The organism is Bradyrhizobium sp. Leo114 (assembly GCF_055229415.2).
The window spans coordinates 58,530-85,514 of sequence record NZ_JBUYEN020000035.1; the positions used below are offsets into that span (position 1 = coordinate 58,530).

Here is a 26,985-nt window from a genome sequence, read left to right on the forward strand (position 1 = left end):
GCCGCAGCGGCTTCGCCTGCGGCGGTGATTGCAACGCTCAGTCGGACACATCAGCCGCCTGTCAAGAAGCGTGCGCGCCTCGCGGACGGCGAGGCCGGGCCTGGGAATGGCTGGCGGCCGACGAAGCCTTCGGGCGGGCCTGGCTCGCCGCCGGCGTGAGCGCCCCCTTAGGTCAAGACGTCCCGTAACGCCGTGCGGCCTCGATGGTCAGTCCCTTGCCGACAGCCCCGAACGTATCTCCATCAATCGCCCGCGCCGCTGGCAGTTTCGCCGTGATTGCCTTGCGGACATGGGCCAGTTGAACCGACCCTCCGGTCAGAAACACCGCGTCGATGTCCGCTCCAGCAAGGCCGGCCTGCTTCAGGCAAATGTCGATCCGCGCCTCGATGCGGTCGGCGAGACGCTGGGTGTAACCGACCAGATCCTTGCGTCGCACCTCGGCTTCGAGGCCCTTCTCAATCCACTCCAACGCGATGTTGGATTTCGGCGTCTCCGAGAGCCCTATCTTGACGCCTTCGACATCCATCGCAAGCGTGTGTCCGCGCTGCTCGTCGAGCACCCGCACCAGACGATCGAGCAATTCCGGCTGCTTCGCCTCATAACGCACCTGACGTATTTCGCTGATGACTTTCGAGTCATACATGCGGTTGATGCTCGACCATGTCGCGAGGTCGTGGAAATAGCTCGACGGGACTTCCAGATCCTCCCGCTTCATGGCCGAGCGATAGCCGAGCAACGGCATCACGACACCGAGGCTGAGATACCGATCGAAATCGGTGCCGCCGATGCGGACGCCATCGTTGGCCAGGATATCGTCCTTGCGCTCGGCATGGCGATGCCGCTCCGGCGACAACCGAACAATTGAAAAGTCCGACGTTCCGCCGCCGATATCGGCGATCAGCGCGATTTCCTCGGTCCCGATTTGACGTTCGTAGTCAAGCGCCGCTGCGATCGGCTCGAACTGAAATGAGATGTCATCAAATCCGACTTGCTTGGCGATATCGCGCAAAGTCGCTTCCGCCTTGGCATCGCCAGCCAGATTGTCATCGATGAAATGGACCGGGCGGCCATGCACGACGTGACGCAACGGGTGTCCGACGATCTCTTCGGCGCGCCGCTTCACCGCGCCAATATAGTAAGCGATGACATCACGGAAACTGACGCGCTCGCGGCCGACGCGGGTGGTCTCGTCGATCAGCGTCGTGCCGAGCACCGATTTGAGGCTGCGCATCAGTCGCCCGGCGTCACCCTCGACATAAGCTTCGATGGCACGACGGCCGATATGGGTGCCGGCGCCGGCTTTGTAGAAGATTGCGCTTGGAATCGTGACGTGATCGCCCTCAAGCGTGGCCAACACCGGGTCATCGCCGATGATTGTGCCAAGCGTAGTGTTCGACGTCCCAAAGTCCAGACCGCAAACCGCTCCGGGGCGGGAGTGAATTATTCCCACTCAATCGTTCCCGGGGGCTTGCTGGTCACGTCATACACCACGCGGTTGACGCCCTTCACCTCGTTGATGATGCGCGTCGCCGTCGCCCCGAGGAAGCTCATGTCGAACTGGTAGAAGTCCGCCGTCATGCCGTCGGTCGACGTCACCGCGCGCAGGCCCACGACGTATTCGTACGTACGCCCGTCGCCCATCACGCCGACCGTCTTCACCGGCAGCAGCACCGCGAAGGCCTGCCAGATCGCATCGTAGAGGCCGGCTTTGCGGATTTGGTCGATGTAGACGGCGTCCGCCTGGCGGAGGATGTCGAGCTTTTCCTTCGTGATATCGCCGGGGCAGCGGATGGCGAGGCCGGGGCCCGGGAATGGGTGGCGGCCGACGAAGGCTTCGGGCAGGCCAAGCTCGCGGCCGAGCACGCGGACTTCGTCCTTGAACAGTTCGCGCAGCGGCTCGACCAGCTTCATGTTCATGCGTTCGGGCAGGCCGCCGACATTGTGGTGCGACTTGATCGTCACCGACGGGCCGCCGGTGAAGGAGACGCTTTCGATCACATCAGGATAGAGCGTGCCCTGCGCGAGGAATTCGGCGCCGCCGATCTTCTTCGCCTCCGCCTCGAACACGTCGATGAAGAGGCGGCCGATGGTCTTGCGCTTCTGTTCGGGGTCCGTGACCCCTTGGAGCTCGCCGAGGAATTGCTTTGACGCATCAACGTGAACCAGCGGGATGTTGTAGTGATGACGGAACAGGTCGACGACGGTCTCGGCCTCGTTCAGCCGGAGCAAGCCATGGTCGACGAAGACGCAGGTGAGCTGGTCGCCGATCGCTTCATGGATCAACACAGCCGCGACCGCGGAATCGACGCCGCCGGAGAGGCCGCAGATCACCCTGCCCTTGCCAACCTGGGCGCGGATCTTCTCGATCGCCTCGTCGCGGAAGGCGCGCATGGTCCAGTCGCCGGTGAGGCCGGCGACCTTGCGGACGAAATTGCGCAGGAGCCTTGCGCCGTCGGGCGTGTGCACCACCTCGGGGTGGAACATCAGGCCGTAATACTTCCGCTTCTCGTCCTGGATCACCGCGAACGGCGCGTTGGCCGAGATGCCGGCGACGGTGAAGCCCGGCGGCATTTTGGTGATGCGGTCGCCATGGCTCATCCAGACCTGGTGGCGCTCGCCCATCGACCAGGTGTCGTCGAACAATTTGCTCGCGGTCTTCACTTCCAGATCGGCGCGGCCGAATTCGCGATGATGCCCGCCCTCGACCTCGCCGCCGAGCTGAGCGGCCATGGTCATCTGGCCGTAGCAGATGCCGAGCACGGGGACACCGGAATCGAAGATCGCCTGCGGCGCGCGCGGCGAGCCCTCCTCATGCACCGATTCCGGGCCGCCGGAGAGGATCACCGCCTTGGGCTTCATCTCGTTGAAGGCGGCCTCGGCCTTCTGGAACGGCACGATCTCGGAATAGACGCCCTCCTCGCGGACGCGGCGGGCGATCAATTGCGTCACCTGACTGCCGAAATCGACAATCAGAATCTTGTCATGCGCCGAGGCCACTGATGGCGTCGACGGCGAGCGGTCGGGCTTGGCGGCTGTCATGGACAGCAGATACGCGACGGGGGGCGGCGCCGCAACCCTCCGCGTGCCGTCATGGCCGGGCCTATCACGGCCATCCACGGTGTTTTGCCGGTATCGGGGCTGCCGTAGGGTGGGCAAAGCGAAGCGTGCCCACCATCCACGGGCGGTGCAAGAAAGGTGGGCACGCTGCGCTTTGCCCACCCTACGCGGCTACCCCGTCCGCTTGAGGACTGAGACGAAGAAGCCGTCGGTTCCGGTGCGGCGGGGGGTCATCAGCCAGCCCTCGGGGGACGGCAGGGCCGCGCCGGCGAAGGCTTCGGCCTTGTCCCAGAGGACGGAGGCGGTCTGTTCGGGCGGGACGATCGAGAACTCGCCATGGCGGGCGAGGAAGGCCTGGACCTGCTCGCCGTTCTCGGCCGGCAGCACCGAGCAGGTGATGTAGGCGATCCGCCCGCCCGCCTTCACCAGTGGCGCCGCGCGCGCGAGCACCTCGGCCTGGTCCTTCAGCCGCACCTCCAGCGCGCCGGGGCGCATCCGCCATTTGGCATCCGGATTGCGGCGCCAGGTGCCGGTGCCGGTGCAGGGCGCGTCGATCACGACGAGATCGGCGGAGGCCTTGATGTCTGACAGCGGATCGCTGTCGCCGCGGGGCGTGCGGACCTCGCAATTGTGGACGCCGGCGCGCGACAGGCGCTCGTGGATCGGCGCGAGCTGGCGCTTGTCGCGGTCGGTCGCGATCAGCCGGCCCTTGCCCTGCATCATCGCCGCCAGCGCCAAGGTCTTGCCGCCGGCGCCGGCGCAGAGATCGATCACCTGCTCGCCGGGCTTTGCTGCAGAGAACAGCGCCGCTAACTGCGAGCCTTCGTCCTGCACCTCGATGCCGCCCTTGACGAAATCCTCCTCGGCATGGATGCCGACATTGCGGGCATCGGCGCCGAGCTCGATGCGCAGGCCAAGCGGCGACCACGGCGTCTCCTTGGCGCCGAGATGCTTCAGCCGCGGCAGCATCTTGTCGCGGCTCGTCTTCAGCGTGTTGACGCGCAGGTCAAGCGGCGCGCGGCTTGCCATCGCGGTCGCTTCCGCCACGCGGTCGTCGCCGAACACTTTTGCCAGATACGGATCGAGCCATTCCGGATAATCGCCGGCGATGTGCGCTGGCGCGCCCTGCAGCGAGCGCGAGGTGAGCGCGGTGCGCTCGCTATCCGTGAGCGGCGCTGGGGCGAAGCGGCCGCCGTCGCAGAGTGCGGTGATGGCGTCGACGTCCATGCTGCGCTCGAGCTTGAGCATGCCGAGCACGCGCGCGCGGGCGCTGTCGTCATCCATCAGGTAGGCGCTGGAGGATTGCCGGCGCAGCACGTCCCAGATCAGGCCGCTTATCGCGGCGCGGTCGCCGGAGCCGGCGTAGCGGTGCGCGGTGCCCCACTCCTTCAAGGCTTTCGCCGCCGGCACGCGCTCGGCGTCGATGGTGTCGATCAATTCGATGGCGGCGGACAGACGCGCGGCGGGGGTCATCAAGAACTTTCAGATCAGGAGCAGGAGTTTCAGGGCGAAATAGAGCCACATCGCAAACAGCACCAGCGCGCTTGCGAGCCAGGCCGTCGAGCGGGGTGCGGAATCGCTTGATGTGACGAAGATGCCGGCATGGGCAAAGCGCGTCACCACGAACACCCAGGCCAGCAGCACGATGACAAGATCGGCACGGCGCAGCGGCAGCGCAAGTGCGATCAGGAGATAGAACAGGACCGGCAATTCGAACTGGTCGCGGTAGCAATCGGCAAGCTGCGTTGCCCGGTTTGGCTCGCTACTGGCCGGCGCGCCGCGCCGCGTTCGCATCATGCCGAACAGAAGCGCGAAGGTAAGGCCGACCAGCACGAAGACCGGCAGCAGAACCATTTGAACCGACATGGGATTCATACCCCGTTTAAAACGCAAGCGATAGCTGATGGCGAACGCTTGCGCTACTGACAACGTGACACCGTCATCATTCCGACTTCGGCCCGATCTAACATCGTTGCAAAAGGAAGGTTGCATGTCCGAATTTCGTCTGACCCAGATTTCCGACACCCACCTCGCCCGCAGCCGGCCGACGCTGATCGCCAACTTCGAGGCGGTCGCCGAGCATATCGACGCGACGCGGCCAGACCTCGTGCTCAACAGCGGCGACGTCGCCTTCGATGGGCCGAACAGCCGCAGCGATCTCGAATTTGCGAAATCGATGCATGCGGCGCTGCCGGTCGATTGCCGCTATCTGCCCGGCAATCACGACATCGGCGACAACCCGACCGCGGTCGGCACGCCGCCGACAGAGCCGGCGACGGAGGAGAATTGCGATGCGTTCCGCGCCACCGTCGGCGAAGATCGCTGGTGCTTCGAGGCCGCAGGCTGGCGCTTCATCGGGCTGAATTCGCTGATCATGAATACGGGGCTCGATGGCGAAGCCGAGCAATTCGACTGGCTCGCTTCACAGCTTGGCAACGTGAACGGCGAGCCGGTGGCGCTGTTCCTGCACAAGCCGCTGTTCCTGAATCTGCCTGATGACGCCGAGTTGGCGGAAACCGCGATCCGCTACATCCCGCAGCCGGCCCGCGCCCGCCTGATCGAGATGCTCAGTGCGCTCGACTGGCGCCTGGTCGGCAGCGGCCATGTGCATCAGCGGCGCGATTTCACCTTTGGACGTGTCCGCCACATCTGGGCGCCGTCGGTCGGCTTCATGATTCCGGACCACATGCAGGACGTGATCGGAATCAAGGAAACCGGGATCGTCGAATACCGCTTCCGGCCTGACAGTTTCGAGGTTCGCCACGTCAGGGCGGAAGGCCAGGTCGATATCAGCCTCGACGCGCTGCTCGCAGAGATGGCGGCGGATTAGGCCGACGCGTTAAGTCTGCGCCGTATCCCTCTGATCCTGCTGGATGACTGTCGTTCAGATCCTGCTGGATCACTGTCAGCAGGGCCTGCAGTGAGTCCGCGCTGGAGCGCGGCGCGGGCGGCGGCAGCAGCGGACCTATTCCGAACGGTTCGGACTCGGGCTCAGCCTCGACGAATTTGCCGTGCAAAACATCAGCGCGGCGGCCGATGACCCACATGGCCATCGCATAGCCGGCCGCCAGCAAAATGACACAGAAAATGCCGATTTCAAACATGACTACACCTGAAAATAATGTGATGATTCAATGTGTTGCATGCACAGTCAAGCAAAGGTACCGCTCGCCGGAATCATTTGGTTAACGCTGTGACCTTTGGGGTACGCCGGGCCCCCTGCCGAGGCTTGCGACACTTCTGCGCCGGCATGAAAAAGTCCGCCGCGTTGGCGCGGCGGACTGGAGTTGCTTCCAGATTTCTCAGAGGTCAGTAGCCGTAACCCGGCGCCGCGTAAGGCGAGCCGTAGTACGCCGGCGGCGGGGAATTATCCCACGGTGCGGTGGCGAATGCACCGACGCGCGGCCCCGGATAGTAGGCCGGCCCGCTGCGGTAATACGGGGCGGCCGGGGCGGCCAAGTCGGGATCCATCACGGCGGGTCGCTGCACGTAGCGCTCGCGGGCGGCCACGGGGTTTGCCAACGTCGCCGTCGCAATCAGTACTGCTGATAGGACTGCCAGTCTTCTCATTAGCTGCTCCATTCCGATGCGAGGAACCTATGGTGTTCGGCTTCCCGGCATCTTGGCTTGCTGGTTGCGCATGATCCCCGCGCGGGAACGCTTCGCGTCATCGCGCGCGAATGTTCCCGGCTTTTTCGGATCATGCTCGGCCACCAACAGCCGCAAGCAGCAGTGCGTTCCTGATTTCCATTCACCGATGCGCGAGGTCGGCGGACTGCGACCCATGGATCGCAGGGCTCGCTGAGCTGTGATGGCTCACGCCTTGTCGGGCCCGACGCGCACCAGCTGCTTGCCGAAATTGGCGCCCTTCAAGAGGCCCATGAACGCCTCGGGTGCGCTCTCGAGACCCTCGGTGACGAACTCCTTGTACTTGACCTTGCCCTCGCGCACCCACCCCGACATATCGCGCAGGAAATCGCCCTGACGCGCGGCGAAATCGCTGACGATGAAACCGCGGAACGTCAGGCGCTTGGTCAGGATCGCACGCATCATCGCACCCGCCCATTTCGGCGGCTTGCTTTCGGTATCGTTGTAGTGCGCGATCAGGCCGCAGACCGGCACGCGTGCGAACGGGTTGAGCAGCGGGAACACCGCGTCGAATACGGCGCCGCCGACATTCTCGAAATAGACGTCGATGCCCTTCGGGCAGGCTTCCTTCAACTTGGCAGCGAGGTCGGGATCGCGATGGTCGAGGCAATCGTCGAAGCCGAGCTCGTTCTTCACGAAGTCGCATTTGTCCTTGCCGCCAGCGATGCCGATCGCGCGGGCGCCCTTGATCCTTGCGATCTGGCCCACCGCCGAACCGACCGCGCCGGATGCTGCAGCCACGACCACGGTCTCGCCGGCTTGCGGCTTGCCGATATCGAGGAGACCTGTGTAGGCCGTCATCCCGGGCATGCCGAGCACGCCGACCGCTGTCGAGATCGGCGCAAGCTTCGGATCGATCTTGGACAGGCCCTTGCCATCGGAGAGCGCATGCGTCTGCCAGCCGGCGCGCGACAGCACAATGTCGCCCTTGGCAAAGGCTGGATTGTTGGACGCGACCACCTCGCTCACGGTGCCGGCTTCCATCACGCCGCCGACCGGCACCGGCTGCGCATAGGACGGGCCATCGCTCATGCGCCCGCGCATATAGGGATCGAGCGACAGCCAGATCGTGCGGAGCAGGACCTGGCCCGCGCCCGGCTCCGGCACGGCATATTCCTCAAGGCGGAAGTCGGATGGTTTGGGCTCGCCAACGGGACGCGAGGCGAGAACGATGCGCTGACCCTGGGACATGGTGTTTCCTCCTGTGTTTGTGATTGCGAGCGTAGCGAAGCAATTCACAGGTCCGCAAGCGGAGGAATGGATTGCTTCGTCGCTATCGCTCCTCGCAATGACGGCGTTGCAGGAGGAGAGAGCTTACGCCCCGCCCGGATAGTTCGGGGATTCGCGGGTGATGGTGACGTCGTGGACGTGGCTCTCGCGAAGTCCCGCGCCGGTGATCCGGACGAACTCCGCCTTGTCGTGGAATTCGGCGATGTTCTTCGCGCCGACATAGCCCATCGCGGCGCGCAGGCCGCCCGCGAGCTGGTGCATCACATTGGCGACCGGCCCCTTGTAGGGCACCTGCCCTTCGATGCCTTCAGGCACGAGCTTGAGCGTATCCTTGATGTCCTGCTGGAAGTAGCGGTCGGCCGAGCCGCGCGCCATCGCGCCGACCGAGCCCATGCCGCGATAGGCCTTGTAGGAGCGGCCCTGCCACAGGAAGACTTCGCCTGGAGTCTCGTCAGTGCCGGCCAGCAGCGAGCCGACCATCGCGATATCGGCGCCGGCGGCAAGCGCCTTGGCGAGATCGCCGGAATATTTGATGCCGCCGTCGGCGATCACGGGCACATTGGCCTTCTTCGCCGCTTCGACCGCATCCATGATCGCGGTGAGCTGCGGCACGCCGACGCCGGCGACGATGCGGGTGGTGCAGATCGAGCCCGGGCCGATGCCGACCTTGATCGAGTCAGCGCCGGCATCGATCAGCGCCTGCGCGCCGTCTTTGGTTGCGATATTGCCGGCGATCACCTGCACCGCGTTGGAGAGCCGCTTGATCCGGTTGACGGCATCCAGCACGCGTGAGGAATGGCCGTGCGCGGTGTCGACGACAATGAGGTCGACGCCGGCGTCGATCAGGCGCTCGGTGCGCTCGAAACCGCCCTCGCCGACCGTGGTCGCCGCGGCAACGCGCAGGCGGCCCTGTGCGTCCTTTGCGGCCAGCGGATGCGCGACCGCCTTTTCGATGTCCTTCACGGTGATCAGGCCGACGCAGCGATATTGATCGTCGACGACCAAGAGCTTCTCGATGCGATGCTTGTGCAGCATCCGCTTGGCTTCGTCCTGGCTGACGCCCTCGCGCACGGTCACGAGGTTTTCGCGCGTCATCAATTCCGAGACCTTCTGCCTGGGATCGGTGGCAAAGCGCACGTCGCGGTTGGTGAGAATGCCGACCAGCTTGCCCGGGACATTCTTGGCCGCGCCGGTGACTACTGGAATGCCGGAGATCCCGTGGTCCTTCATCAGCGTCAGCGCATCCGCGAGCGTCGCGTCGGGGCCGATGGTCAGCGGGTTGACCACCATGCCGGATTCGAACTTCTTGACCTGCCGCACCTGCGCGGCCTGGCCCTCGGGATCGAAATTGCGGTGGATCACGCCGATGCCGCCGGACTGCGCCATCGCGATCGCCATGCGCGCCTCGGTGACGGTGTCCATCGCGGAGGCGATGATGGGGATGTTGAGCGGAATCGCGCGGGTGACGTAGGAGCGGATGTCGACTTCGGAGGGAAGCACGTCCGATAGGCCGGGCTTCAGCAGCACGTCGTCAAACGTGAAGGCCTCGCGGATCGCGGGGAATGCCTGTATCGTCGCCATTGCCAACTCCTTTCGGCGGCGATCCGCCGCGATAACGTAAAAGGATGAGCGCCGCCTCCCGGCGCTGCCTGCTGCATCGCCGTCGAATCGGAGCCCATCGGTGGGGTTGACGCTGGTCGATAGCATGGCGACATGACGAATCAAAGCGTTTGCCAGCCATGCACAGGCTTTTTCGGCGCCTGTCCCGATCTGACATCGCCCCTTTCGGGCGGAATCGCGTCGGCAAACGCCAAAATCGAGCGTCGCATACGATCTAAGTGGTCATGCGGGTTCCGCAATAGCCAGTCCCGTAGCGGGGTGATACAGCCCGTCCGCGCCCGCCCGCTTCTCAAGCCTCCGGCTCCATGGACAAGCAACGCCTGATCCCGCTGATCGTCGCCACGGCCCTATTCATGGAAAACATGGATTCGACGGTCATCGCGACGTCACTGCCGGCGATTGCGGCCGATATCGGCACCAGTCCGCTGACGCTGAAGCTCGCGATCACCTCCTATCTGCTCTCGCTTGCGGTCTTCATTCCAGCGAGCGGGTGGACCGCCGACAGGTTCGGCGCGCGGATGGTTTTTGCAGGAGCGGTCGGCGTGTTCATGCTGGGATCGATCGGCTGCGCGCTATCGTCCTCGGTCACCGATTTCGTGTTCGCGCGCATCCTGCAGGGCCTCGGCGGGGCGATGATGACGCCGGTCGGGCGGCTGGTGCTATTGCGCTCGGTCGACAAGAGCGCGCTGGTCAACGCCATGGCGTGGGTGACGGTGCCGGCATTGATCGGTCCCGTGATCGGGCCACCGCTCGGCGGCTTCATCACCACCTATTTCTCCTGGCACTGGATCTTCCTGATCAACATTCCGATCGGCTTCCTCGGCATCTTCATGGCGCTGAAATACATCGATCCGATCAAGAGCGAGAATCCGGAGCCGTTCGATCTCTATGGCCTCGTGCTCGCCGGCATCGGCCTTGCCGGCATCGCCTTCGGGCTTTCGGTCGCCGGCCTCAACCTTTTGCCATGGACGGTCGTCGCCTCGCTGATCGCGGTCGGTTCGATCTCGATGACGCTTTACGTTATCCACGCGCGACGGACCGGATCGCCCGTGCTGGATTTCTCGCTGCTGAACCTGTCGACACTGCGCGCCAGCATCATCGGCGGCTTCATGTTCCGCCTCGGCGTCGGCGCCCTGCCGTTCCTGCTGCCTTTGCTGATGCAGGTCGGCTTCGGGCTGTCGCCATTCCAGTCGGGCCTCGTCACCTTCGCGTCCGCCGTCGGCGCCATGGGCATGAAGACGCTTGCCGCACGCATCATCCGCAGCTTCGGCTTCCGCAACCTGATGACGGTCAATGCGGTAATAAGTTCGCTCTTCCTTGCCGCCTGCGCGCTGTTCACGGCGGCGACCCCGCTGCTCCTGATCATGATCATCCTGGTGGTCGGCGGCTTCTTCCGCTCGCTGCAGTTCACCGCCATCAACACGGTCGCCTATGCCGAGGTCGAGCCGGCGCAGATGAGCCGGGCGACCACGCTGGTCAGCGTCAACCAGCAACTCGCGATCTCCGCCGGCGTCGCGGTCGGCGCGTTCTCCGTCGAGACGACGATGTGGCTGGATGGTGCGAGCGACTTGAACGCGACCATGTTCGCACCAGCTTTCCTGGTTGTCGCGGTCATCTCCGCGGCGTCAGCCTGGTTCTTCTGGCAGATGCCAGACGATGCCGGCCACGAGATCTCGGGCCGCAAGGCGGTCGAGATCGCCAGCCGCAAGGGCGCGGCCACCGCCGCCGTCAAGGCCGCAACCGAAGGCACGCAGGACGCGCGGGATCAGCGATTGGGATAGCGCTCGCGTCACCAACTTGTAATCGTTCTAAATCCCAGCTTCGTGTTGGTCGCAGCGCTTGACCGTTTCGCGCCCGGCTGAAAAACACGTGCGATGAGCGAACAAACCGATATCCGAACATCTCAGCCGTTGGGACTGGCCAAGCGGGGATATTCGGGCGTGATCCAGCATCTGGCCGTAGCTGAGGCAGCTTCAGCGCTCGCCGGCCACGAACTTGAGAGCCGGTTGATCGAGCTCGGTTTCGTCGAGGGCGCCCGGGTCGAGGTGCTGCACGAGGGGATCGTTGGACGCGACCCGATCGCGGTCAGGGTCGAGAACGTCACGATCGCCCTGCGCCGGCGCGAGGCCATGGCGATCATCGTCGCCTGATGGAGCGAGCTGTAACGCGATGGAAGCCCCACTGCTGCACCTGGCGCTAGTTGGCACGCCCAACAGCGGCAAGACCTCGCTTTTCAATGCGCTGACCGGCAGCCGCCAGAAGGTCGCGAACTATCCGGGCGTGACCGTCGAGCGCAAGGAAGGGTTTTTCGTCACCCCCGCCGGACGGCAGGTTTCGCTGGTAGACCTGCCCGGCACCTATTCGCTGCGCGGGCGCAGCCCGGACGAGGAAATCACCCGCGACATGGTGCTGGGCCGCACCCCTGGCGAGGCCGTCCCCGACCTCATCCTCTGTGTCGCGGACGCGACCAATTTGCGGCTGACGATCCGCCTGCTGCTGGAGCTGAAGAACACCGGCCGGCCGATGATGCTGGTGCTCAACATGTTCGACATTGCGGCCCGCCGCGGTGTGAGCGTGGACGTGCCTAAATTGTCCGAGGCGCTCGGCGTGCCCGTCGTGACCTCGATCGCGGTTCGCAAGGGCGGGATCGCGGAACTGTTGCGCCGAACCGACGAGATCGCGGCGCAGGAGCAGACACCCGTCGGGCCGAATCGATGGCAGCCCCTCACCGCCTCCGAGTTGCGCGCCACCCAGCGCGAGGCTGACCGCATCATCGCGTCCGCCGTCACGCTACCGGCCAAGCCCGACACCTGGACCGCCCGGATCGACGCGGTGGTGCTGCATCCGGTGGCGGGACTTTTCATCCTCGCACTGATCCTGTTCCTGATGTTCCAGGCCGTGTTCGCCTGGGCGCAGCCGCTGATGGAGCTGTTGTCCTCGGCCTTCGACGCGCTCGGCCAGTTCGTGCATGACACGCTGCCGGAAGGGCTGCTGCAGAGCTTCCTGCAGAACGGCGTCATCTCCGGCGTCGGCAGCGTGATCGTGTTCCTGCCGCAGATCATCATCATCTTCCTGTTCATCCTGCTGCTGGAAGATTTCGGCTACATGGCGCGCGCGGCGTTCCTGATGGACCGCATCATGGGCGGCGCCGGCCTGCACGGCCGCGCCTTCATTCCGCTTCTCTCGAGCTTTGCCTGCGCGATCCCCGGCATCATGGCGACGCGCGTGATCGACAACCGGCGCGACCGCCTGACCACCATCCTGATCGCGCCACTGATGACCTGCTCGGCACGCATTCCCGTGTACACGCTGATCATCTCGGCGTTCATTCCGGACCGCGATGTCTGGGGCTGGTTCAACCTGCGCGGCCTCGTCCTGTTCGGCCTCTATGCGGCTGGAATCACCAGCGCGCTCGGCGTCTCGTTCCTGGTCAAATTCTTCATGCTGCGCGATTACGCCCCTGCGCCCTTCATGCTCGAATTGCCCGACTACAAACTACCGCGGCTGAAGAGCATCGCCATCGGCGTCTACACGCGGGCGAAGATGTTCCTGCAGCGGGCCGGCACGACGATCTTCTCGATGATGGTGCTGATCTGGTTCCTGGCCTCATTCCCGACCGCGCCGGCCGGCGCCCAAGATCCCGCCATCGACTACAGCCTCGCCGCGATCATCGGCAAGGCGATCGAGCCACTGCTGGCGCCGCTCGGATTCAACTGGCAGATCGCGGTGGCGCTGATCCCCGGAATGGCCGCCCGCGAGGTCGCGGTGGCAGCGCTTGGCACCGTCTACGCCATCGAGGGCGGCAAGGAAGCCGCCGACCAGATCGGCCATGTGCTCGCCACCAAATGGAGCCTCGCCACCGCTTTGTCGCTGCTGGTCTGGTACATCTTCGCCCCCCAATGCGCCTCGACGCTCGCGGTGATCCGCCGCGAGACCGGCGGCTGGCGATGGATGGCAGTGACGTTCTTCTACATGCTGGCGCTGGCGTATCTGGCGAGTCTGGCGACCTACAATATCGCGGTCGCGCTTGGGGCGGGTTGACCCCCGAACCTATACGTTGCTCCTGCACGGCATCTTAATGGTCGCGCGAAGGCCCGATCGACCGGTTCCGTTGACGTTCTCGAACGCGATCGAGCCACCGTAACGATCGATGATCCGTTTCACGATCGAGAGTCCAAGCCCGGATCCCTCGCCTGTCGGCCGCTCACCTCGAAAGAACGGCTCGAAGATTCGATCGAGATCGCCCGGTGGAATTCCCGGCCCGGTGTCCTCGATCTGCAGGACCGCCATCTCGCCCTCACGATAGACTCCAAGGTCGATGCTTCCGCCATCAGGCGTGAACTTGACCGCGTTTTCGACGAGATTGCGCACAGCCGAGGCAAGCGACAACGCATCGCCGCTGACCGCAACAGCCTCGGCGATCCGAAAGCCCAGATCTATGTCTCGCGCAGCGGCTTCCGGCAAAATATCGGCGACGACTTCCTTCGCGACCTCGTCGAGAGCGACGGTCTCCCAAACCGCGACTTGCAGGGCATCCTGGCGCGCAAGTGCCAAGAGTTGCTCGAGCAGATGCTTGGTTCGCCGCATGCCGCTCTTCAACGCATCGAGACGGTCGCGCGCCTGCGGCGACATTTCACGCGGATCCAGATTTTCAGCCTGAAGGCTCAGCGCCGTAATCGGCGTCCGGAGTTCGTGGGCCGCGTCTGCGATAAACCGCCGCTGCTGCTCCATCATGCCGCGCATGCGATCCAGCAACCCGTTAATCGACACGAGAAACGGATGCAACTCGCTCGGCATTCCCGTCGCCTTCAATTCATGGATGTCGTCGCCCCTTCTCGCGTCGAGATCATGAGCCAGCCTGACCATCGGTTGGAACGAACTAGCGATCACCGCTGCTGTCACCAGCAGAAGACATGGAACCAGCGCGACGATCGGCAGCAACGTCCGCAACGCCATATTGCCTGCAATCTCGGTGCGGATCTCCGTGCGCTGCGTCACCGCGAATCGGCTGCCATCGGCCCGTGTGCGCAGCAACACCCGGATGGGCTGTCCTTTATAGGTGCCGTTGTGCAATCCATCCGGCAGCGTCCAGAGCTTACGCTCGTCGGCCGAGCCGCGTGGCGTCGCCCCCAGTTCGATGACTGCAACCTCTGCCTCCGCGTCGACACCGTTGACAGGTTGGCTTTCCCTGACCGAAGCGTTCAGTGCGAACGTACCGACCTGGATCAGGACCGAGTCCTGCATTTCGATCGTTTCGCTGTAGGCCCACAGATACGCGAAGGTGCCTCCGATCGCTCCCGTCAGCACGATGATCGCCGTGAGGCCGACGAACAGACGTGCGCGCAACGATTTCAGCATGTGGGACGATCCACCATCCACCCAACGCCGCGAACGTTCCTGATCGCAATGGCACCTAGCTTCTTGCGCACCGCGTGGATCAGGAATTCGACGGCGTTGCTTTCGACCTCCTCGGTCCAGCCGTAGATCTGCCGCTCCAGCTCGCCGCGGGACAGGATCGCACCGGGCCGCATCAGCAGCGCCTGAACCAGAGCGAATTCGCGTGCGCTCAGCACGGCTTTCTCACCCGAGAAGGTCGCCTCGCGCGTGGCCGGATCAAGGCAAAGGCGGCCGTTGGTGAGGACCGGCGGCGTACCGCTGCCTTCGCGCCGCAGGACAGCGCGCATGCGCGCCAGCAATTCGCCGATCTCGAATGGCTTGACCAGGTAGTCGTCGGCACCGAGATCGAGACCAGCCACGCGATCGCTCAAGGCGTCGCGCGCCGTCAGCACGATGACTGGAAGTCGCACACGCTCTGCTCGGACTCGTTTTAGAACCTCAAGACCGTCGATGAGGGGCAGGCCAAGATCAAGCAACGCGATATCGTATGTCTCGCTGTGGATCGCCTCGATGGCGAGATCGCCGTTCCTGACCCAGTCGACGGCGTAGGCGGCATCCTTCAGCGCCTCCAGAACGGCCGCGCCAATCATTTTGTCGTCTTCGACCAGTAGCACTCGCATGACGGCCGGCCCCCCTATGGCGCTTGCGGACCCGCATCGTTCGCGGCTGCGCCGGGGGTCTCGGCCATCGTAATGCCAGTGACCAGCGAGCAGGCTAGGCTCCGTGAACGGGACATCATCTTCCCTCTGGTTCTCCTGTCTCGGTCTGGCTCGCGCCCCGGAGCATGACAGCTCCGACTTAGCCGATACTTAGCTCCACTCCCGTTCATCCTCGGTACGATCCGGCTCCTAAGTCGGAGCTAAGTCTGGACAGGTACGCTCCATTCGAAGTTCGGCAAGACCGCCGGATATCCCGATTGGAGTTCCGCAAAGTGTCCGACGCACTGGCGCGCCGATGCTGAACAAGGTCCCCGAAGTCACACTAGTCTTCTGGGTGATCAAGATCATGTCAACGACGGTCGGCGCGCGCCGAAGCCGCCGCCTCGAAGCTCGGAGCCTTGGGCTTGGGCCGGAGTGAAGAGCCGATGGAATTCATCAACAAGAACGGCCGTGTCGACGATACCGGCAAGGTGCCGGCCGTTTCGTTGGGCTTTTGGATCGTCAAGATCCTGGCTACGACGCTGGGCGAAACCGGCGGCGATGCCGTGACGATGTCGATGGGTCTCGGCTACCTGGTTGGGACGGCGATTTTCGCCATCGTCTTTGCCGTGGTGGTCGCCGCCCAGATCGGCGCGAAGCGGTTCCATCCGTTCCTCTATTGGACGGTCATCATCGCAACGACAACCGTCGGCACGACGCTGGCGGACTTCGTGGACCGGTCACTCGGGATCGGCTATCTCGGCGGGTCCTCGCTGCTTGCGGCACTGCTCGTCGCATCGCTGGCGGTCTGGCATCGAACGATGGGGTCGGTCTCGATTGCATCGATCGACAACAAGGCGGCGGAAGCCTTCTATTGGGTCACGATCCTGTTTTCGCAAACGCTCGGGACGGCGCTCGGAGACTGGATGGCTGATACAACCGGGCTTGGCTATCGCGGCGGCGCCCTGGTCTTCGCAACAGGCATTGCCGTCGTCGCGGCCGCATATCTTTGGACCAATCTGTCCAGGACGATGCTCTTCTGGATCGCCTTCGTGCTGACCCGGCCTCTTGGAGCGACCGTGGGCGATTTCCTGGACAAGCCGCTCGATCACGGCGGCTTGGCTCTCAGCCGATATGCGGCTTCAGGTGCCCTCGCAGCCGCCATCGCGGCGCTGGTCTTGCTCCTGCCGCAACGAGCGGGCCAGCGAGCCTGACCCGATCCGTCATGAACGTCCTTCGGTCTTTGTGACACCGCGAAATCCCGTCGCCAGCACGTAACGCTCCGACGAATCCTGCCGGCTGGCGGCGGGCTTTACGTGGCGGATGGTCGAGAAGTCGCGCTTCAACTGCGCGAGTAGTTCGGCGTCGGCGCCGCTCTGAAACACCTTTGCAAGGAACGCGCCGCCGGGGCTGAGCACGTCGCAGGCGAAGGCTGCGGCGGTCTCGACCAGGCCGACGATCCGGAGTTGATCTGTCTTGCGGTGACCGGTGGTGTTGGCGGCCATGTCGGACATCACGACATCGGCGCGGCCGCCCATCATCGCGATCAGTTTTTCCGGCGCGTCGTTGTCAAGGAAATCGAGCTGCGCGAAGGTGACGCCGGGGATCTCCCCCATTTCCAGGACGTCGATCGCGATCACCTTGCCCTTGCCATCGGCTGCGCCGACGCGCTTAGCCGCGACCTGGCTCCAGCCGCCGGGCGCAGCGCCGAGGTCGACGACAGTCATGCCCGGCTTGAGCAGACGATATTTGTCGTCGATCTCGGTCAGCTTGAAGGCCGCGCGCGAACGGTAGCCCTGCGCCTTGGCTTTCGCGACATAGGGATCGTTGAGCTGGCGTTCCAGCCAGAGTTTTGAGGACAATTTCCGCTTGCCGCCGCTCTTCACCGTGACGTGCAGCCGGCCGGTCGAATCTTTCGCCATAAGTGTCTCTGGATTCTCTTTGTTGGAGCATGATCTTGTCGGAAAACCGGTTCCCACTTTTCCGGATCACGCTCGTTACGGCACGTGCAGGCACGACTTCAGCGCGCCGTCCTCGCGCATCATCTCGACCAGCATGCCCTCGCGCAGGCCGCGGTCGGCGACGCGCAGCCGCGGCAGCGGGAATGCGTTCCTGATGGCATCGAGGATCGCGCAGCCCGCAAGCACGAGGTCGGCGCGCTCGATGCTGATGCAGCTATTATTGATGCGCTCCTCATAGCTCATGCCAAGCAGATTTTGAATCGTCGCAGTCACGTCGGCGTCGCTCATCCAGATGCCATCGATGCGTCGGCGATCGTAGCGCGGCAGATTGAGGAATACGCCGGCAAGGGTCGTCACCGTGCCCGACGTGCCCAGCAGATGCATGTCGCGCAAATCGGAGCCGTGCTCGGTCGCGAACGGGGCGACATATTGCGCGACCTCGGCGACCATCCGCGCATACAACTCTTTTGTGACATTGCGACCGCCGAATTGCTCGGCAAGGCTGACCACACCGAACGGGATCGACATCCAGGCCTTGATCCAGGGCGCAGCATCCGGCCTTGCCGGATCGCGCTCGATCCGCACCAGTTCGGTCGAGCCGCCGCCGATGTCGAACAGGACCGCGCCGCGGCCCCTTCGGTCGAGCAGCGGCGAGCAGCCGATCACGGCCAGCGTCGCCTCGGTCTCGCGGTCGATCACCTCGAGCTTGATACCGGTCTCGGCGGCGACGCGGGCGCGGAAACTGTCGGCATTGGCGGCGGCACGGCAGGCCTCGGTCGCGATCAGCCGCAGGCGCCTCGCCTTGCGGTAGCGGATCTTGTCGCTGCAGATCGAGAGCGCGGCGATCGCGCGCTCGATTGCGGCGTCGCTGATGGAACCGGTCGCCGAAATGCCCTCGCCGAGCCGAATGATGCGGGAAAAAGAGTCGACCACGCGGAACCCGTCCCCGGTGGGACAGGCGATCAGGAGCCTGCAATTGTTGGTGCCAAGGTCAAGCGCGGCGTAAACGCCGCTTTCGACGGCCGCCGTAGCCAACCCTGACGGGCTCTCGCGGGCCGAAAGGCCGACGCAAGGCCGCGTGTCATCCTTCATCAACACTGTCTTTCCGCGCGGCACCCGGCCCGCCGAAGAATTTCCGTTCACGGAAACTTTAGCAGCGCCAAAGGCCTACGCAACAAATCATCACACGCGACATGCCTAATCGGGCGTTGTCGCTTACATCACGCTACGTTATCTGGTCGAAACACCGCGAAATTGCTCCAAATCGCGGCATTTCAGGTTATTTACCATGCAAGATCACACATCTTCCGCGGCCCTCGAAAACGCTATCGCACTGCAAAAATACGGTGTCGGGCAACCGGTCCGCCGCAAGGAGGACGACACGCTGGTGCGCGGCAACGGCAAATACACCGACGATTTCTCCCTGCCCGGCCAAGCCTATTGCTGGATGGTGCGCTCCTCCCACGCCCACGGCGTCATCAAGGGGATCGACACCGCCGCCGCCAGGGCGATGCCGGGCGTGCTTGGGGTGTGGACCGGGGCCGACCTCGCGGCCGCCAACTACAACCCGTTCACCTGCGGCATGCCGCTGAAGAGCCGGGATGGCTCGCCGCTGCAGCAGACCAACCGCCTGCCGCTGCCGACCGACAAGGTCCGCTTCGTCGGCGATCCCGTCGCCTTCGTGGTGGCTGAAACGGCCGCGCAGGCGCGCGATGCGGCCGAAGCCGTCGAGGTCGACATCGAATCGCTGCCGGCGGTGACCGATGCCGCCGAGGCCGCCCAGCCCGGCGCGCCGCAGCTCTACGACCACATCCCGAACAATGTCGCGCTCGACTACCACTATGGCGACACCGACAAGATCAATGCCGCCTTCGCCAGCGCCGCGCATGTGACGAAGCTCGACATCGTCAATACCCGCGTCGCTGTCGTCTCGATGGAGCCGCGCGTGGCGCTTGCGGCCTACGACAAGACAACCGAGCGCTATACGCTGCAGGTGCCGACCCAGGGCGTCTCCGGCAACAAGACGACCTTGGCAAAAATCCTCAACGTGCCGCCGGAGAAAGTGCGGATTCTCACCGCCAATGTCGGCGGCTCCTTCGGCATGAAGAATCTCAGCTATCCCGAGTATGCCTGCATCGCGCATGCGGCGAAGGAGCTCGGACGTCCCGTGAAATGGACCGACGAGCGCTCGACCAGCTTCCTCTCGGACAGCCAGGGCCGCGCCCAGCTCATCCATGCCGAGCTGGCGCTCGATGCCGACGGCAAGTTCCTGGCGGTGCGGCTCTCCGGTTATGGCAATCTCGGCGCCTACATCACCGGCGTCGCGCCCGGGCCGCTGTCGCTCAACACCGGCAAGAATCTGGCCAGCGTCTACCGCACGCCGCTGCTCGGCGTCGACATCAAGACGGTGCTGACAAACACCACCTTGATGGGCGCCTACCGCGGCGCCGGCCGGCCGGAGGCCAATTACTACATGGAGCGGCTGATCGATAAGGCCGCCGACGAGATGGGCATCAACCGGCTCACCTTGCGGAAGCGCAATTTCATCAAGCCGTCGCAACTGCCCTTCCCGGCCGCATCAGGCGTCACCTATGACAGCGGCGATTTCCAGGGCGTGTTCGAGAAGGCGCTGGAGATTTCGGACTACGAGAATTTCGGCAAGCGCAAGCGGGAGAGCAAGAAGAACGGCAAATTGCGCGGCATCGCGGTCGGCTCCTACCTTGAGGTCACCGCGCCGCCGAGCGGCGAGCTCGGCAAGATCACCTTCGATCCGGATGGCTCTGTGACGCTCACCACCGGCACGCTCGACTACGGCCAGGGCCATGCCACGCCATTCGCGCAGGTGCTGTCGGACCAGCTCGGCGTGCCCTTCGATAAGATCAAGCTTGAGCAAGGCGACAGCGATCTGGTGCGGTTCGGCAACGGCACCGGCGGCTCGCGCTCGATCACCGCGACCGGACAGGCCATCGTCGAGGCGTCCGCGCTCGTCGTCGAGAAGGGCAAGAAAGCGGCCGGACATGTGATGGAAGCATCCGAAGCCGACATCGAATTTACCGGCGGCCGCTTCACCATCGCCGGCACCGACCGCTCGATCGGCATCATGGAGCTCGCGCAGCGGATGCGTGAGGGCCAGATTGCCGACGGCGGGCCTGATACGCTCGACGTCGACCACGCCACCAAGGAGACGCCGTCCACCTTCCCGAACGGCTGCCACGTCGCGGAGGTCGAGATCGACCCGGACACCGGCGTGATCAGGATCGTGCGCTACACCGGCGTCAACGACTTCGGCACCATCGTCAATCCGATGATCGTCGCGGGACAGTTGCATGGCGGCGTCGCGCAAGGCATCGGCCAGGCGCTGATGGAAGAGGTCAATTACGACGCCTCCGGCCAGCCGATCACCGGCTCGTTCATGGACTACGCGCTGCCGCGCGCCGAGGACATTCCGCCCATGGCGGTCGGCGATCATCCCTCGCCGGCGAAGAGCAATCCGCTCGGCACCAAAGGCTGCGGCGAGGCCGGCTGCGCGGGCAGCCTTGCCACGGTGGTGAATGCGGTGGTGGATGCGCTGTCGGAATACGGCATCAAGCACATCAACATGCCGCTGACGCCGGAAAAAGTGTGGCGCGCGATCGAGGATGCGAAGAAGGCGCAGGCGGCCTGACGCTTCAGCGGGGCAGGCGGCAATGGCGGCAGAAGCCTACAACCACCAACACTCGTCATGCGCGGGCTTGACCCGCGCATCCATCTCCAGAGCAGAGTCTTTCAAGCGTGATGGATTGCCGGGTCAAGCCCGGCAATGACGCGTCGAATCACGCCGCGGCCTGCTCTCGTGGTTGATAGATCGCGATGTGCCAGCAATACGCCAGCGGCGTGGTGCCGTTGGCGACCACGATCGCGTCGAGCTCGACGAAGCGGTGGCCCTTCTTGTCATAGTTCGCAGTGACCTTCGCGCGGGCCGTCAGCTCATCGCCGGTCTTCGCGGCCGAGAGGAGCTGCATCCGGCTGCCGACGTGAATCCAGGGGCCGAGGATGGCGTTGTCCACCAGGAGCTTGTTCATCACCTTCTGCAGCATGCCGGGATGGCCGAGCTTCTCGCGCGTGTAGATCGTGTCGGTTTCCCTGATATCGGCGAGATATCCCGCCGCAGCGTCACCCGCCCAGGTGTACGGCCGGGTGCCGAGCCATTTGCCGACTTCGTAGGACGAGGCATTCACCGGCTTGCGCTCGGCGACTGCGGCGACCTCGATGTAATCCTTGACCGAAACAGCGGGCGCCGCAGCCGGCAACGACGCGCTGCCGGTGGCGCAAAGCTCTCCGCGGCTGAACACCTCGATCGACAGCGCGCCATTGCGCGCCTCGCCCCTCACCTCGGCCTGTTCGCCATCATAGACCGGCTTGAGGAAACGCGCGTCGATCAAGCCGCGCCCGAGGAAATCGCGGCCCCATGTCGCAACCGGTAGGTGCATCATATAGGCCATCACGTCGACGCCGGGGACCAGCCCGCCCGAGAAGCCGTACCGCCGCGCCACCGCATCGTCATGGATCTTGTTCTCGGACTCTTTCGAGGTGTTATAGGCCGAGACCCGGTAAGTTTGCGGATTGCTCATGGGTTCCCTCTTATTTTGGTTGTTTTTCTGACGGGATCGTACGCCATCAACCGTCCGTGGCAAGCCTGTGGGCGGCCTCGCAATTTTCCGCCCGATGGGTTACATGCGGCCCACGAATGAACCGCCAAACAGTGATGCCGACTGAAAACCCCACCCGCATCTATGTCGATGCCGACGCCTGTCCGGTGAAGGACGAGGTCTATCGCGTCGCGCTCCGGCACGGACTTGCCGTCAGCGTGGTCGCTGGCAATTTCATCCGCGTGCCGCAGGACCCGCTGATCGAACGCGTCGCCGCCGGTTCCGGCATAAACGCCGCGGATGACTGGATCGCCGAGCGCGCCGGAGATGGCGACATCGTCATCACCGCGGATATTCCGCTGGCGAGCCGCTGTGTGAAGGCGGGCGCAGACGTGATTGCGCCGAACGGCAAACCGTTCACGGAGCAGTCGATCGGCATGACGCTGGCGATGCGCAATCTGATGACCGACCTGCGCTCGTCGGGCGAGATCACCGGCGGACCACGATCGTTCTCGCCGCGCGACCGCTCGGCGTTCCTCTCGGCACTCGACACCGCGATCCGCCGCATCCAGCGCCGCCGCGCCGAACAAACCGTAACGGGACAAAACTGATGGCGCCGCCCCTGATCCAGCTCAAGGACATCAGGCTGACGTTCGGCGGCACGCCGCTGCTCACGGGCGTCGAGCTCTCGGTCTCGGCCGAAGAGCGCGTGTGCCTGATCGGGCGCAACGGCTCCGGCAAATCGACGCTGCTCAAGATCGCGGCCGGTTTGGTCGAGCCTGACGCCGGCAGCCGTTTCGTGCAGCCCGGCGCGACCATCCGCTATCTGCCGCAGGAGCCGGATTTCGGCGATCACGCCACCACGCTCGCCTATGTGGAAGCCGGTCTTGGACCCGGCGATGACCATTATCAGGCGCGCTATCTGCTCGAGCAGCTCGGACTGCACGGCGACGAAGATCCCGCCCATCTCTCCGGCGGCGAGGCGCGTCGCGCGGCGCTCGCGCGGGCACTAGCGCCCTCGCCCGACATCCTGCTGCTGGACGAGCCGACCAACCATCTGGATCTGCCGACCATCGAATGGCTGGAAGGCGAATTGCAGAACCGGCGCTCGGCGCTGGTGCTGATCAGCCACGACCGCCGCTTCCTCACCAATTTGTCGCGCGCGACCGCCTGGCTCGACCGCGGCCAGATCAGGCAGATCGACCGCGGCTTCGGCGCATTCGAGGCCTGGCGCGACGAGGTGCTGGCCGAGGAAGAGCGCGATCAGCACAAGCTCGACCGCAAGATCGTCAACGAGGAGCACTGGCTGCGCTACGGCGTCTCCGGACGACGCAAGCGCAACGTCAAGCGGCTTGCCAATCTGCATACGCTGCGCGCGCAGCGGCGGAACTATCGCGGCACCGCGGGCAGCGCCAATCTCGCTGCTGCCGAGGCAGACAAATCCGGACGGCTGGTGATCGAGGCGAAGAGCATCGGCAAGGCATTCGGCGAGCGCAACATCGTGGAGGATTTCTCGATCCGCATCCAGCGCGGCGACCGCGTCGGCATCGTCGGCCCGAACGGCGCCGGCAAGACCACGCTGGTCAACCTGCTGACCGGCGCGGAGGCACCCGATGCCGGCAGCGTGCGGCTCGGCGTGAACCTTGAAATGGCAACGCTCGACCAGCACCGCGAAAGCCTCGATCCGAAATCGACGCTGTCGGAAGCCCTGACCGGCGGTCGCGGCGACCATGTGATGGTCGGCGGCAAGCCGAAGCATGTCGTCAGCTACATGAAGGACTTCCTGTTCTCGCAGGAGCAGATCCGCACACCACTGGAAGTGCTCTCCGGCGGCGAGCGCGGCCGGCTGATGCTGGCTCGCGCACTTGCAAAACCCTCGAACCTCCTGGTGCTGGACGAGCCGACCAACGATCTCGATCTCGAAACCCTCGACGTGCTCGAGGAGATGCTCGGCGATTACGAGGGCACGGTGATCCTGATCAGCCATGATCGCGACTTCCTCGATCGCGTGGTGACGTCAGTGATCGTGCCCGAGGGCGATGGCCGCTGGATCGAATATGCGGGCGGCTACACCGACATGCTGGCGCAGCGCGGCGCGGATCTGAAGCGCGAGGCAGTAAAGACGACGGTTGTCGAGGAGAAAAAGGGAACGAAGGCCGCGGCGCCGACGGCTACGCCAAAGCGGCGGCTGAGCTTCAACGAGAAGCACGCGCTGGAGACATTGCCGAAGACGATCGAGAAATTGCACGCGGAAATCGCAAAGCAGCAGAAGCTGCTTGACGATCCCAACCTCTACGCGAAGGATCGCAAGACATTCGACGACGCCTCCGCCGCGATCGCCAAGGCGCAGCAGGAGCTTTCCGCCGCCGAAGACCGCTGGCTCGAACTCGAAGTGCTGCGCGAAGAAATTGAACAGGCATAATCCATGACCAATCCCCTCGCCGCAAAAATCGCCCGCGACTATGGCACGCCTTGCGCCGTCATCGACATGGACCGCGTCGAACGCAACATCGCGCGAATCCAGGCGGCGTGCGATGCGGCCGGCGTGGCGCATCGTCCGCATATCAAGACCCACAAGAACCCGATGCTGGCGCAGATGCAGATCGCGGCCGGTGCCAAGGGCATCACCTGCCAGAAGCTCGGCGAGGCCGAGATCATGGCAGAGGCCGGGATCTCCGACATCCTGATCAGCTACAATTTGCTGGGCGACGAGAAGATGGCGCGGCTGGGCGCGCTGCAGGGGAAAGCAAACGTCACCGTAGCGGCGGACAATTCGGTTGTCGTCGCCGACCTGCCGAAGGCTGCGGCTGCGTCGGGCCGCACGCTGTCGGTCGTGGTCGAATGCGATACGGGGCGCAAGCGCGCCGGCGTCGAGACGCCGACCGAGGCGGTCGCGTTGGCGCGGGAGATCGCCGGCAGCCAGGGGCTGCAATTTGCGGGCTTCATGCTGTATCCGACCGAGACCGGCTGGGCGGACGCGCAGAAATTCTTCGACGAAGCGCTGGCCGGCGTGCGTGCACACGGCCTTGACGCGACCATCGTGTCGACCGGCGGCACGCCGAACCTGAAGAATCTCGGCAAGCTGAAGGGCGCGACCGAGCATCGCTTCGGCACCTATATCTACAACGACCGCATGCAGGTCGCGGCCGGCGTAGCCACCTGGGACGACTGCGCGCTGCACATCTATTCGACGGTGGTGAGCCGCGCCGCACCCGAGCGCGGCATCCTCGATGCCGGCTCGAAGACGCTGACCACCGATACCGGCGGGCTCGAAGGCCACGGGCTGATCCTCGAACATCCCGAGGCCAGGATCGCGCGCTTCGCCGAGGAGCATGGCTTCCTCGATCTCTCCCGCAGCAACACCCGTCCCAATGTCGGCGACGTCGTCCGCATCGTGCCCAATCACGTCTGCGTCGTCGTCAACATGATGGACGAAGTGGTAATGGTGCGCGGCGAAGAGATCATCGGCACACTGCCGATCGCGGCGCGCGGGAAGCTGCGCTAGCTAGAGCAGTCACGGCACCCTTCCCCGCTGGTTCTCCTCGAACCAGCATCGCCCATTCCACATATGCCTCTCTCCTCTTGAATCGGCGCCTGGGCATCCGGTCGACTGCAGCACTCATATGGCAGAGGCGCTGTCTAATTCACGCGTTATCCAGGACGCGCTCCTACAACGACAGCTTGCAGGCATAAAGTGCTACGACTAAAGTGACTGACTAGCGCCGTACTCCAAATGATTTTCATTAGGGAGGAATTGACCGGTGGCCATCATCAGGAAAGTGCAGACACCTCAGGGTGTGGAAAATAGAGACATCACGCAGCCAACCCTTTCTTACCCCGACACCGACCTTCCCAGAGTGATCGTTGAGGTGTGGAACAACCGTCGACACATGTTGGATCGGAATCCCCCCGACAGCAACATTCCGACGCAACAGGCCGTGGATGAGGCTACAGAACTGATTAATCGAGAGACCGGCATGGCACTGAGGCGTGCCGTCATCATCACCGAAAGAGAGCACGATAATCACTATGTCATGCAAGACGACGACGAAATCGTCTTTGTGCTGCCGAACCCAAGCCGGATAATCGGCGGCGCAAGCCAACATCAGCTTCTCGAATCTGCCAAGCTGCTGATGGCTTGTACGCCGAACGGGATTTAGGCATGGGCCCTGATGAGATATTCGAGCGGCCGCCTACAATGCGGGCGCTCGTTTTCTCTCTCGCAATTGAGCAAAGTGGCTCGTGCTAATCGACAAGCATTCGTAGCATTGCGGCGAGCGCTACATTTCAGCGCTGACTGATCCACAGGGCTTGAAGGTTTGAAGCGAGTGCCCGTGCAAGCACCCTTCATGTTTCTGGGCGTAGGCAAGCACGCCCATGACAATCAAAGCCACCACGACCAATCCGGCTACGAGGTTCTGCACCATGGCTGCCACTCCAGCTCAACTCATGACCAAGGCGACCAGCGCGATCGTGCCCCGGCGCGATCGTGGGATCAACGCCGGGGCGCGCTTCCTCTCCGCCGACCGGGGCTGGGGGCTGAGTGGTCAGCGAGAGGTCGCGCTGCCAAGGAGAGCACAACCGTCGAACTGATGGCAGTTAAAACTGTGCCGCGCTGCCCAAAAAATGCCGACGTCCACGGATGTCGCGACGCAAACCGGTGCACCGCGATTGAGTTTCGTAGATGGGGTAACGGGCCGCGGTCTGCCCTCCAAGCAAGCCGCGCTTGCTACGGCGCTATGGGTGGCGCGCTGCGCGCGGCTTGCTTGGAGGGCGGGCGGTCGTCCCTCACATTGATGGTGTGAC

24 protein-coding genes are annotated in these 26,985 nt (G+C 64.2%); 11 read left to right on the forward strand and 13 right to left on the reverse strand.

Annotation, left to right across the window (positions count from 1 at the left end):
- Positions 1–172: 172 nt before the first annotated feature.
- The 4 genes from ACZIRK_RS32760 to ACZIRK_RS32775 all read right to left on the reverse strand — a co-directional run bounded on the left by ACZIRK_RS32760 (position 173) and on the right by ACZIRK_RS32775 (position 4,923).
- A complete protein-coding gene (locus tag ACZIRK_RS32760) occupies positions 173–1,441 on the reverse strand; it encodes an Hsp70 family protein (protein WP_474418850.1) in 1,269 nt (422 codons plus the stop codon).
- On the reverse strand, positions 1,441–3,039 hold the full coding sequence (guaA, locus tag ACZIRK_RS32765) for a glutamine-hydrolyzing GMP synthase (RefSeq protein WP_130226285.1): 1,599 nt from the start codon (positions 3,037–3,039) through the stop codon (positions 1,441–1,443). Before guaA ends, ACZIRK_RS32760 begins: the two co-directional genes overlap by 1 nt.
- Positions 3,040–3,228: 189 nt before the next feature.
- Positions 3,229–4,530, reverse strand: a complete 1,302-nt coding sequence (locus ACZIRK_RS32770; RefSeq protein WP_130226266.1) for an RsmB/NOP family class I SAM-dependent RNA methyltransferase — start codon at positions 4,528–4,530, stop codon at positions 3,229–3,231.
- Positions 4,531–4,539: 9 nt separating this feature from the next.
- The gene (locus ACZIRK_RS32775) at positions 4,540–4,923 is read right to left on the reverse strand and encodes an MAPEG family protein (protein ID WP_130226267.1); all 384 of its coding nucleotides are present in this window, start codon (positions 4,921–4,923) and stop codon (positions 4,540–4,542) included.
- A gap of 124 nt (positions 4,924–5,047) precedes the next feature.
- On the opposite strand from ACZIRK_RS32775, the gene ACZIRK_RS32780 reads away from it, so the two are divergent.
- Positions 5,048–5,887 carry a metallophosphoesterase family protein gene (locus tag ACZIRK_RS32780; RefSeq protein WP_130226268.1) on the forward strand — a complete coding sequence of 280 codons (840 nt, stop codon included), beginning with the start codon at positions 5,048–5,050 and terminating at the stop codon, positions 5,885–5,887.
- Here the strand turns inward: ACZIRK_RS32780 and ACZIRK_RS32785 are convergent.
- The 4 genes from ACZIRK_RS32785 to guaB all read right to left on the reverse strand — a co-directional run bounded on the left by ACZIRK_RS32785 (position 5,847) and on the right by guaB (position 9,516).
- On the reverse strand, positions 5,847–6,161 hold the full coding sequence (locus ACZIRK_RS32785; RefSeq protein ID WP_349645083.1) for a hypothetical protein: 315 nt from the start codon (positions 6,159–6,161) through the stop codon (positions 5,847–5,849). The genes ACZIRK_RS32780 and ACZIRK_RS32785 overlap by 41 nt on opposite strands.
- Before the next feature lie 205 nt (positions 6,162–6,366).
- Positions 6,367–6,627: a hypothetical protein gene (locus tag ACZIRK_RS32790; protein WP_130226269.1), complete on the reverse strand. Its 261-nt coding sequence runs from the start codon at positions 6,625–6,627 to the stop codon at positions 6,367–6,369.
- Between the two features lie 246 nt (positions 6,628–6,873).
- Entirely contained in the window at positions 6,874–7,896 is a 1,023-nt protein-coding gene (locus tag ACZIRK_RS32795; RefSeq protein WP_130226270.1) for an NADP-dependent oxidoreductase, read from the reverse strand.
- A gap of 123 nt (positions 7,897–8,019) precedes the next feature.
- On the reverse strand, positions 8,020–9,516 hold the full coding sequence (guaB, locus tag ACZIRK_RS32800) for an IMP dehydrogenase (protein WP_474418847.1): 1,497 nt from the start codon (positions 9,514–9,516) through the stop codon (positions 8,020–8,022).
- A gap of 344 nt (positions 9,517–9,860) precedes the next feature.
- Between guaB and ACZIRK_RS32805 the strand changes: the two genes are divergently transcribed.
- The 3 genes from ACZIRK_RS32805 (at position 9,861) to feoB (ending at position 13,596) form a co-directional block, all read left to right on the forward strand.
- Positions 9,861–11,336 carry an MFS transporter gene (locus ACZIRK_RS32805; protein ID WP_130226272.1) on the forward strand — a complete coding sequence of 492 codons (1,476 nt, stop codon included), beginning with the start codon at positions 9,861–9,863 and terminating at the stop codon, positions 11,334–11,336.
- Positions 11,337–11,429: 93 nt separating this feature from the next.
- The gene (locus ACZIRK_RS32810) at positions 11,430–11,705 is read left to right on the forward strand and encodes a FeoA family protein (protein ID WP_130226273.1); all 276 of its coding nucleotides are present in this window, start codon (positions 11,430–11,432) and stop codon (positions 11,703–11,705) included.
- A gap of 19 nt (positions 11,706–11,724) precedes the next feature.
- Entirely contained in the window at positions 11,725–13,596 is a 1,872-nt protein-coding gene (gene feoB / locus ACZIRK_RS32815) for a ferrous iron transporter B (protein ID WP_130226274.1), read from the forward strand.
- 9 nt (positions 13,597–13,605) lie between these two features.
- On the opposite strand, the gene ACZIRK_RS32820 is transcribed toward feoB, so the two are convergent.
- Both ACZIRK_RS32820 and ACZIRK_RS32825 read right to left on the reverse strand, forming a co-directional pair.
- Complete coding sequence (locus tag ACZIRK_RS32820; protein WP_130226275.1) at positions 13,606–14,913, reverse strand: sensor histidine kinase; 1,308 nt, start codon at positions 14,911–14,913, stop codon at positions 13,606–13,608.
- On the reverse strand, positions 14,907–15,572 hold the full coding sequence (locus tag ACZIRK_RS32825; protein ID WP_130226276.1) for a response regulator transcription factor: 666 nt from the start codon (positions 15,570–15,572) through the stop codon (positions 14,907–14,909). The genes ACZIRK_RS32820 and ACZIRK_RS32825 overlap by 7 nt, the downstream gene beginning before the upstream one ends.
- Before the next feature lie 464 nt (positions 15,573–16,036).
- Between ACZIRK_RS32825 and ACZIRK_RS32830 the strand changes: the two genes are divergently transcribed.
- Positions 16,037–16,804 (forward strand): COG4705 family protein, encoded by a 768-nt coding sequence (locus ACZIRK_RS32830; protein WP_130226277.1) that lies wholly within the window; start codon positions 16,037–16,039, stop codon positions 16,802–16,804.
- A gap of 9 nt (positions 16,805–16,813) precedes the next feature.
- Here ACZIRK_RS32830 and ACZIRK_RS32835 read toward each other — a convergent pair whose 3' ends face one another.
- The gene (locus tag ACZIRK_RS32835; RefSeq protein ID WP_474418848.1) at positions 16,814–17,512 is read right to left on the reverse strand and encodes an RlmE family RNA methyltransferase; all 699 of its coding nucleotides are present in this window, start codon (positions 17,510–17,512) and stop codon (positions 16,814–16,816) included.
- 75 nt (positions 17,513–17,587) lie between these two features.
- On the reverse strand, positions 17,588–18,643 hold the full coding sequence (locus ACZIRK_RS32840; RefSeq protein WP_130226279.1) for a Ppx/GppA phosphatase family protein: 1,056 nt from the start codon (positions 18,641–18,643) through the stop codon (positions 17,588–17,590).
- 196 nt (positions 18,644–18,839) lie between these two features.
- Here ACZIRK_RS32840 and ACZIRK_RS32845 point away from each other — a divergent pair, with 196 nt between their 5' ends.
- Positions 18,840–21,215: a xanthine dehydrogenase family protein molybdopterin-binding subunit gene (locus ACZIRK_RS32845; protein ID WP_474418849.1), complete on the forward strand. Its 2,376-nt coding sequence runs from the start codon at positions 18,840–18,842 to the stop codon at positions 21,213–21,215.
- A gap of 148 nt (positions 21,216–21,363) precedes the next feature.
- Here ACZIRK_RS32845 and ACZIRK_RS32850 read toward each other — a convergent pair whose 3' ends face one another.
- Complete coding sequence (locus tag ACZIRK_RS32850; protein ID WP_130226281.1) at positions 21,364–22,161, reverse strand: hotdog family protein; 798 nt, start codon at positions 22,159–22,161, stop codon at positions 21,364–21,366.
- Positions 22,162–22,277: 116 nt separating this feature from the next.
- Here ACZIRK_RS32850 and ACZIRK_RS32855 point away from each other — a divergent pair, with 116 nt between their 5' ends.
- From ACZIRK_RS32855 to ACZIRK_RS32875, 5 genes are all read left to right on the forward strand, one after another.
- Positions 22,278–22,790, forward strand: coding sequence for a YaiI/YqxD family protein (locus ACZIRK_RS32855; protein ID WP_165435246.1), 513 nt, complete (start codon positions 22,278–22,280; stop codon positions 22,788–22,790).
- Positions 22,790–24,601, forward strand: coding sequence for an ABC-F family ATP-binding cassette domain-containing protein (locus ACZIRK_RS32860; RefSeq protein ID WP_130226282.1), 1,812 nt, complete (start codon positions 22,790–22,792; stop codon positions 24,599–24,601). The genes ACZIRK_RS32855 and ACZIRK_RS32860 overlap by 1 nt, the downstream gene beginning before the upstream one ends.
- 3 nt (positions 24,602–24,604) lie before the next feature.
- On the forward strand, positions 24,605–25,684 hold the full coding sequence (locus ACZIRK_RS32865; RefSeq protein ID WP_130226283.1) for a D-TA family PLP-dependent enzyme: 1,080 nt from the start codon (positions 24,605–24,607) through the stop codon (positions 25,682–25,684).
- A gap of 256 nt (positions 25,685–25,940) precedes the next feature.
- On the forward strand, positions 25,941–26,339 hold the full coding sequence (locus ACZIRK_RS32870; protein ID WP_130226284.1) for a hypothetical protein: 399 nt from the start codon (positions 25,941–25,943) through the stop codon (positions 26,337–26,339).
- 217 nt (positions 26,340–26,556) lie between these two features.
- The gene (locus ACZIRK_RS32875; protein ID WP_165421176.1) at positions 26,557–26,772 is read left to right on the forward strand and encodes a hypothetical protein; all 216 of its coding nucleotides are present in this window, start codon (positions 26,557–26,559) and stop codon (positions 26,770–26,772) included.
- Positions 26,773–26,985 lie beyond the last annotated feature (213 nt).

What these genes read in the sequence shown, in the direction of transcription:
- guaA (WP_130226285.1), bottom strand. Translation starts at nt 3,039, where the DNA reads ATGACAGCCGCCAAGCCCGACCGCTCGCCGTCGACGCCATCAGTGGCC.
- ACZIRK_RS32770 (WP_130226266.1), bottom strand. Translation starts at nt 4,530, where the DNA reads ATGACCCCCGCCGCGCGTCTGTCCGCCGCCATCGAATTGATCGACACC.
- ACZIRK_RS32775 (WP_130226267.1), bottom strand. Translation starts at nt 4,923, where the DNA reads ATGTCGGTTCAAATGGTTCTGCTGCCGGTCTTCGTGCTGGTCGGCCTT.
- ACZIRK_RS32780 (WP_130226268.1), top strand. Translation starts at nt 5,048, where the DNA reads ATGTCCGAATTTCGTCTGACCCAGATTTCCGACACCCACCTCGCCCGC.
- ACZIRK_RS32785 (WP_349645083.1), bottom strand. Translation starts at nt 6,161, where the DNA reads ATGTTTGAAATCGGCATTTTCTGTGTCATTTTGCTGGCGGCCGGCTAT.
- ACZIRK_RS32790 (WP_130226269.1), bottom strand. Translation starts at nt 6,627, where the DNA reads ATGAGAAGACTGGCAGTCCTATCAGCAGTACTGATTGCGACGGCGACG.
- ACZIRK_RS32795 (WP_130226270.1), bottom strand. Translation starts at nt 7,896, where the DNA reads ATGTCCCAGGGTCAGCGCATCGTTCTCGCCTCGCGTCCCGTTGGCGAG.
- guaB (WP_474418847.1), bottom strand. Translation starts at nt 9,516, where the DNA reads ATGGCGACGATACAGGCATTCCCCGCGATCCGCGAGGCCTTCACGTTT.
- ACZIRK_RS32805 (WP_130226272.1), top strand. Translation starts at nt 9,861, where the DNA reads ATGGACAAGCAACGCCTGATCCCGCTGATCGTCGCCACGGCCCTATTC.
- ACZIRK_RS32810 (WP_130226273.1), top strand. Translation starts at nt 11,430, where the DNA reads ATGAGCGAACAAACCGATATCCGAACATCTCAGCCGTTGGGACTGGCC.
- feoB (WP_130226274.1), top strand. Translation starts at nt 11,725, where the DNA reads ATGGAAGCCCCACTGCTGCACCTGGCGCTAGTTGGCACGCCCAACAGC.
- ACZIRK_RS32820 (WP_130226275.1), bottom strand. Translation starts at nt 14,913, where the DNA reads ATGCTGAAATCGTTGCGCGCACGTCTGTTCGTCGGCCTCACGGCGATC.
- ACZIRK_RS32825 (WP_130226276.1), bottom strand. Translation starts at nt 15,572, where the DNA reads ATGCGAGTGCTACTGGTCGAAGACGACAAAATGATTGGCGCGGCCGTT.
- ACZIRK_RS32830 (WP_130226277.1), top strand. Translation starts at nt 16,037, where the DNA reads ATGGAATTCATCAACAAGAACGGCCGTGTCGACGATACCGGCAAGGTG.
- ACZIRK_RS32835 (WP_474418848.1), bottom strand. Translation starts at nt 17,512, where the DNA reads ATGGCGAAAGATTCGACCGGCCGGCTGCACGTCACGGTGAAGAGCGGC.
- ACZIRK_RS32840 (WP_130226279.1), bottom strand. Translation starts at nt 18,643, where the DNA reads ATGAAGGATGACACGCGGCCTTGCGTCGGCCTTTCGGCCCGCGAGAGC.
- ACZIRK_RS32845 (WP_474418849.1), top strand. Translation starts at nt 18,840, where the DNA reads ATGCAAGATCACACATCTTCCGCGGCCCTCGAAAACGCTATCGCACTG.
- ACZIRK_RS32850 (WP_130226281.1), bottom strand. Translation starts at nt 22,161, where the DNA reads ATGAGCAATCCGCAAACTTACCGGGTCTCGGCCTATAACACCTCGAAA.
- ACZIRK_RS32855 (WP_165435246.1), top strand. Translation starts at nt 22,278, where the DNA reads ATGAACCGCCAAACAGTGATGCCGACTGAAAACCCCACCCGCATCTAT.
- ACZIRK_RS32860 (WP_130226282.1), top strand. Translation starts at nt 22,790, where the DNA reads ATGGCGCCGCCCCTGATCCAGCTCAAGGACATCAGGCTGACGTTCGGC.
- ACZIRK_RS32865 (WP_130226283.1), top strand. Translation starts at nt 24,605, where the DNA reads ATGACCAATCCCCTCGCCGCAAAAATCGCCCGCGACTATGGCACGCCT.
- ACZIRK_RS32875 (WP_165421176.1), top strand. Translation starts at nt 26,557, where the DNA reads ATGACAATCAAAGCCACCACGACCAATCCGGCTACGAGGTTCTGCACC.